At 42.2% G+C, this 7,425-nt stretch carries 1 protein-coding gene (cut by a window edge); it reads right to left on the bottom strand.

Going from position 1 to position 7,425, the window contains the following annotated elements; translation table 11 throughout:
- Positions 1-58: 58 nt before the first annotated feature.
- Positions 59-7,425: the 3' portion of a C80 family cysteine peptidase gene (locus MS2017_RS05315; RefSeq protein ID WP_122951505.1), read on the bottom strand. 23,125 nt of this gene lie beyond the right edge of the window; only the last 7,367 of its 30,492 coding nucleotides appear in the window; its start codon lies off the right edge, out of view; it ends in the stop codon at positions 59-61.

Raw genomic sequence — 7,425 nt, 5'->3', positions numbered from 1 at the left:
TTCCTCTTTCCTTTTTTTCTTTTTCTTTTTTTCTTTTTCTTTTTTTTCTTTTGTTTCATCAAGCCAAACTCTTCATAACTTCAGGCATATTATAGCCAACCTTCGCACCAGACCACAATTGATTAACCTCTCTTTTATAGTTAGCCACACCTTCGGTATCAGCAAAGGAATCAAAGGATGACATGTATTCAACTAACTTACTGATTTGTGCCTTGTCTAAATAGTGATAGCGGTCGTTGTTGGTGTCAATGCTGATGCAGATTTTTGCACTTTCATTGCTGTTGCTATTGGCAAAATAGTCTTCAATTAACACGCTGCCTTCTTGGTTGCGGTATTGTTTGGCGATGTCAACGCCGGTGTTGTCGCTTTGGTAATCGCTGTCGGCTTTGTTGGGTTTTATTAACGATCGGTGTTTAATCAAAAGGTTGTTGTTGCTTTTGTAATACATGGTGTCTTGATAACTGTCTAAATCAAAAGCAATGTAATCGTCTTTATCGGTGATGATTGTGCTAAAGATGTTGTCGTTGCCAACGATGAATATATCGGCGCCTGTGCCACCAGTAACTTTGTTTTCTGTGCCGCCTAAATACAATAAGTCATCACCTGATCCTGCGTCAATCTTGTTGTCGCTTGAGTTTTTGTGCATATATAAAGAATCATCGCCGGCGTTTGCCATAATAGAAGACTGATGGCTGGCGACTTCTAGTTCGTCGTTGCCATCGCGTAGATAAACGATGTTTTTGTTGCCAAATACTTTGCCGTGGTCATTACCTTTGCCTAAGTCCATGACATTGTGAGCACCGATTAAAATACCGATGTCATCGCCAGTGTGACCGTGAATTTTGCCATAATTGCCAGTGGATACTAGATAGTCATCGCCTTCGTTGCCGGTGATATAGGCGCCCTCTCCAAATGCCCAAAGTTGGTCTCTGCCGGTACCGCCAAACAAAGTGTTGTAGCGACCTGAGGCAACGCCAATGTCATCGCCTTCGCCGCCAATGAACATGTGGTTTTGTCCGACATACACGGCGCTGTCATCGCCTTGGTTGCCGCTGATGGTGTTGCCTTCGCCAATGACATAGGCGACATCATCGCCTTTGCCACCCCAGACATTGTTGTTGGTGCCCATGAGTGCAAATAGGTCTTTGCCATCGCCACCCCATGCGAAGTTTTGGGCACCTATGTTGAAGAACAAATCGCCGTCATTGGACATAAAGCCAATGTCGGAGAAAAGCTCAAGTGCTTTGTCTTTTATGTTGGCAGAGTCTGTGGAGATGCTGCTGGATAGGGTTTCTGCCAGTTCTGGTAAACTGCTTAGGGTTTTGATTAGATTGGGTGTGAACATATTAAACAATGAGGGGAGTTTGAGACCGCTGAAGCCGAAGGCTTTGTTGCTTTTGTTCTTTTTGGATTCGCTGTCGTTGTCTCCTGTGTTTGTGTTGTTGTCTTTGTTGTTTTCATCGTTATCATTGTTATTATCGTCGTCGTCATCGTCGTCCTTATCTTTGTCTTTAATGCCTAATGCATCTAAAGTGTTTTCACCCATGTCTTTGAACGATTCTCCTCCAGCGACTAATGCCTTAACAATGCGTTCTGGTTCAGATAAGGCGGCAATGGAGTTGCTAAAGGTGTCAGATACGGTGCCTAGGAGTTCTTTTAATAAATTTGATAGGGATAAATCGGGGGTGTTGGCTACGGCTTTGTAGATGTGACCGAAGTTGGTGTATTTGTAACCCAGTATGTCGCCGAAGGTGATGTCTTTTGCTTGGGATGCCATTCCGTTGAGAATGCCGTTAATCAGTTTGGTTTTGACATTGCTGGGGGTGTAAGTAAAGGTGGTTTTGGGTTGGCCGTCTAAGGTGTAGCCTTGTTGCATGATGCCGAATAAGGAGGCGACGGTGGTGTCTAAAACAGAGGAGAAGGTATCGCCGAACATAAAACTGAAATTGCCGTTGCCAATGAGGATGTCGGAGCCTTGTCCGCCGATTGTGAGGTTTAAACTAAAGTTGCTGATGTGTTCTTTGAAGTTTTGCTTTGCTTGTTGGCGTTTGCTTTCACGCTGCATAAAGTTATTGGCTTGTTTGTTGAGTGCCATTTCTATGTCGTATTTTAACCCTCGGTCAGAGACTGCGTTTTGACCGCCACTGATTAAGATTTTCTCATAGTTGGTGTCGCTGGTTCTGTCTAAGGAACTCATGCTGGTGGCAAACTTCTTGGTTTTCTTCCAACTCCATAAGGCGTTTTGTCCAGAGTTGCTTATGTCTGCCATACCTTGTAAAGAGCCTAAGATATTGGCAGAGCCGTCAAAAGGATTGACAAATGGAATCATGGGGAAGGAAGGGTCGGTGGCAATGATTAGGTCGTTTCTAACGCCGTGGTTGACCACGACATTTTTAGTGCCTATTAAGATTTGCACACCTTCTAATGCACGATAGCCCCCTATTTCAACAAAACGACTGCTGTCGCCTATATCGCCGATGCTGACTAAAACATTGTTGCTGCCGTACATCAGTGTGTGGTGTGCGCCGTTGCCGACTTTGACATCTACATTGGTAGAGCCACCGAAGAGAGAGGCGTGGTCGCCACCGCCGATATCGATTTGCACATTGAGAGCGGGGGCGGACATACCGCCTGTTTTGGTGTTTTCATTGTCGTTATTGGCAGGGGCGTTGCCATTGGGCAATCTTCTGAGTTTATTTTGGTTAACGGAATTGGCAAAATCAGTTTGGCGTTTGTCGATATCGTCTAGTTTTTGTTTGGTTGTTTCTGTTTCCGATTCTGATTGCCCTTGCCCTTGCCCTTGTCCTTGAGCGTGCTTGTCGCTTGTTTCTTGATTTTCTGCACCTTGTGTGCTTTTGTCATTATCCAAGTCTTCGTTTAAGCGTCTACCATTATATTTAATCAAAGTGCCTTCGTCGTTATACACTCTGCTAACCACAGCGCCAGTTGCGCCAAGACTGTAAACGGTTTTGGCAGCACTGTCTTTGTGCATCCAATTGCCTGCACCTGTGTTTGAGGTTAGTTTTCTGCCGTTTTCATCAACAGCAACATAACTGCTTCTAACAGCAACAGGGGCTTTGATGTTTGATTGACTGAGTTTTTCGACCATTCTTCTGCCGTATTGACTGTCGTTATTGTCAGTAGGATTGTCTGATTCCATATTACAGCCAACGATGCTAATGCGTTGTATGTCTGCATTGCCCGCCAAGGCTCGATTGAGTTCGGTAATATTTGCACTTAATTCATCAGCAGTTCTGCCGCCCATGGTTTGTGCGCCGTCCTTCTCTCTGCCATAACCCACAGCCACCATTTTGACCTTGCCGGTAATATCCTCAAGATCAAGGCCGTAAACCACTTGATGAGTGCCGTCTTTTTGCATTTGCACAATGGTGGTTTGTGCGGGGTGTTTAGAGGCGAGTCTAAAGGTACTGTCTCTAACATTGCCATCGGCTTCGGTTTGAATGAGGACTTGGTGGTCGTGGTTGGCTAGGCTGGGTTGGGGTTTTTGGGCTTCTGCGGTTAGTTTGTTGATTTGCTCTTGGCTTAAGTCAGCCCAGTTGTGGAGGGGGGTGTCTTGGTGGCGGGTGGTTTCGGCTAGGTGCTCATGTAGCGTTACTTCAGAATCTCCAGGAGTTTTTGATAATAATAACTCGAGTTTGGAACCAGAGGCATCTTGGTAAAGCACTTCAACTTTAACGCCAAGTTCTTGAGAAAGATAGTCAAGCAGATCTTTACCCTCTTGCTCAGCCATTATATATGTTGGGTATATTATGATTCCAACTGTACGAATAGAGGAATCTCCAACCAAATCTCCTGCCTTTTGCAGTTGTGACAACATCCATTCTTTTGTGTAATATGGATTGTGAATCTGCATATATAGTGCGATATCAGGAGTACTTTTGGTTGGCACTAAAAACAAAGGGTGGTTGTCTTTATTGTAAGTAAGGATAATGCGATTATCTAAGTTTGCATCTGAAAATTTGATGGAATATTCTGGGCCATGTAGTAATGTTTCATGATTAGGTGTATCGTTGTAACTAAAAACAGTAGTACCTTCATCGGGTCCAGAATCAACATGTAATGTAATATTTGATTCAATAAGATCGCCCATTGACCTTGTATACTCCCCATAGTCATGCAACGCATTAGACGACCCATCAGCCCAATCCTGATTTTTCATCGCTACATTTATTTGCTTCATTGTGGCACCCTGATCTTTCAGTTGATTTTGAAAGTCTAACAACGCATCTACTGTTTCCATGCGTGATTTGGCTCTAATGCCCACCCTTAGTTCACCTCTAAAATTTCTCCAATTCTCATTGTTGTGCGTTTTAGTTACTTTTGGTGCACCATTTTCATCAATAGAAAGAATCATATGGTACTTATCATCTGAATAAGGCACTTTGACTATTTTATTGTCTTCATTGTATTTCCAAGAAGCCCTATTGCTCTCAGAGTGATAAACTCCAGAAATTGTTTGCCTACCCGAATTATCTGTTCTTACGCGACCGAGTCTGGAGGTAACCACGGGCTTGAAATTCTCTTTATTAAGTTCAATTAAAACATCTTTTGAATAATCAGGTCCTGCACAACACCCTTTCATGGTAACCGCATCAATATTTACAGTTTTGGGAATAATTTCTCTTAAATCAAGGGCGTGTCTTGCCATGTCACTGGCTGTCCTTTCTCCCATCGTCTTTTCGATGTTATTACCATGACCAAAAAATATAAGTTTAGCTTTCTTGCCATCTGGTATACCTTCTAATTCAGGCCCATACACAACTCGGTAATTGCCATATTCATCCATTTGAATAAGTGTGGAATTGCCAAAATGTTTGCTTGCTAAATATGACGCTCCTTCGGCAATTGAAACTTCACCTGATAGTTGTACAACAACTCTAAAATCATCTTTATCAACGAGCGGTATACGATATGTATCCACTATATTGCCTTTGTTCCATGTGCTTAATTCCAAGTTTGCCAAGGTTTTCATTTTAAACTCTTTTATTTTGACTTGGTCTGCCTCTTTAAAATATTCTAAATTCTCACACAAATCATTTATATTCTTATTAACCTCTTCCAAAACTCTGATTTTTTCTTCACCACTCAAAGCGTCGAGTGTACTTACCCTGTCTTCCATTTTGCTCAGTGTGTTACTCGCCGCTCTTTTCATTTTTTCTAAAGATTGGTATGTCAGCCATGCTAACTGAGAGTGTTGATTTGTTTTGCTTAGTAATTTTTCATGAAAGGCAATAAGTTTTAAAACCTGATTCTCAGATTTCTCTTTAAGAATATTTAAAAATTCTTGCTTCAGTTGGTTTTCTATTTCAAATTGCAAATCGGCGCACTGAGCGTTTAAAGAATCACGAAATACCTCTAAACTTTCTTTAACCTGAGTATCTTTGTGTTCATCCAAATATGCCTTTAATTCCAATTCATGTTCTTCCATAAGACCTTCGATGTATTCTGTTGCATAAGGTACTGTTTGATAAGCAGAATCTACTTTTCTAAAAGTATTGCGAGTGTCGGTCAAAATTTTCTTAGTGCTTTCGCTCATTGGTGTTATTTTGAGAAGCGCATCTATTTCTTTTATTTGGTCATCAAACTTGCCCAATGGATTTTCTAAACTATCGCTATAGCGTTTAATTGTTTCAGTTCTTTGGGTAATGCCACCTCTGCTGCTGTTCCAACTATAAATTGTTTTAGTGCCACCTGTTGTCATGGTCTTAGTGCCATCGGCATTCACTTGTACTTGTCCTGTTCTGCCAGTAATTTCTGTCTGTTTTAGGATAGGCGTGTCATTATAAACAGCATGGGCAAAGTGTCGGGTTAGGCTTTGGTTAACGCCATCGGTGTCGCACCCGACCAAAGCCATGCGTTTGATTTTGGTGTCGCTATTGCCGTAAGTTTGTTGAAGTATTCTGGCTTTGTCTGCTAATGATTGTGCGCCCTCTTGGCTTAAGTTGGTGCCGTGATCAACAAAGTTGACACGAGTGCCACCTGTTGGGGTGTAGGCCTCACCTTTTAGGGTAACAAGATTGCCATTTTGGTCGAATTTAACGATAACACTGGTATTAGGGCGTTTGTTAAACAAGGCGTTAGCGGCTTCAACGACGGTAGCGTTGTCGCTATTTTGAACAATGATATTGCTTTTGTATCTTGTGCCGTCCAAATGTTGTCCGTTGTATTTAACCAGCACACCGTTGTTGTCATACACTTTGCTTTCTACTTTGCCATTTTTGTCATAACTATAAACGGTTTTGGCTTCGCTGTCTTTGTGTTTCCAATTGTCCACTCCTGTATCTGAGGTAACTTTTGTGCCGTCTGGTTGAATACCAACATAACTACTTCTAACGCTTAAATCACCATTAATGCCACCTTGATGGAGTCTTTGGATGACTTGTTTGCCGTATTGGCTGTCAGGATTATCGGTGAGATTGTTGCTTTCTAGGTTGCAAGCTACAAGGCTGGTGCGCCCTATTTTGGCATCGGCTGGGGGGGTTAGGTCTCGTTTGAGGGTGAGTATGTTGTCGCTTAATTCACTTTCATTTCTACCGCCTAGTGTTTGGACGCCGTTTTCTTCTCTGTCGTAACCTACAACCACCATTTTGACTCTGCCTGTAATATTTTCAAGTTTAGTGCCGTAAACTACTTTGTAGGTGCCGTCTTTTTGCATTTGCACGATGGTGGTTTGTGTGGGGTGTTTAGAGGCGAGTCTTGAGGTGTTGTCTTTAACATTGTCATCAGCTTCGGTTTGAATGAGGACTTGGTGGTCGTGGTTGGCTAAGCTGAGTTTGGGTTTTTGGGATTCTGTGTCCAGTTTGTTGATTTGGTCTTGGCTTAGGGCATCCCAGTTGTGCAAAGGGGTGTCTTGGTGGGCTAGGTGGCCATGCACCTGTGCTTCAGAGTCTCCAGGGTTTTTTGACAATAATAACCTATGTTTAGAGCTATCGGTATCTTTGTGAAATCTTTCAATTCTAACGCCAAGTTTTTGAGAAAGATAGTCAAGCAGATCTTTACTCTCTTGCTCAGGCATTAAATATCGTGGGCCCGTTATGACCATAGCTTTAAAAACAGAGGATGTTTCTGCAACCTCTTTTTTTGCTTGTTGTAGCTGCGACAACACCATTTCTTTTGTGTAAAATTCATCAGGAATAGCAATCTGTAGTACAACATTAGGATTAAATTTTATTGGTACAGCAAGACGAGGGATGTTGGTTTCATCATAGGTAAAAGAAATGACATTACTGGGCCGTACATCTGAATAACCAACTAAATATTCTGGACTATGTATCACTATTTCACTATTAGATGCATCTTTGTAACTAAAAACAGTTGAGCCGCTATGAAGCCCAGAGTCAATATGCAATGTAATATTTGATCCAATAAACTGAGTCATTATTCTCACCCGACTCCCATAGGTCT

This window comes from Bathymodiolus thermophilus thioautotrophic gill symbiont (assembly GCF_003711265.1).
GTDB lineage: Bacteria > Pseudomonadota > Gammaproteobacteria > PS1 > Pseudothioglobaceae > Thiodubiliella.
The sequence above is the reverse complement of the archived record's forward strand: the minus strand, read 5'-3'. Positions and strand labels throughout refer to the sequence as shown.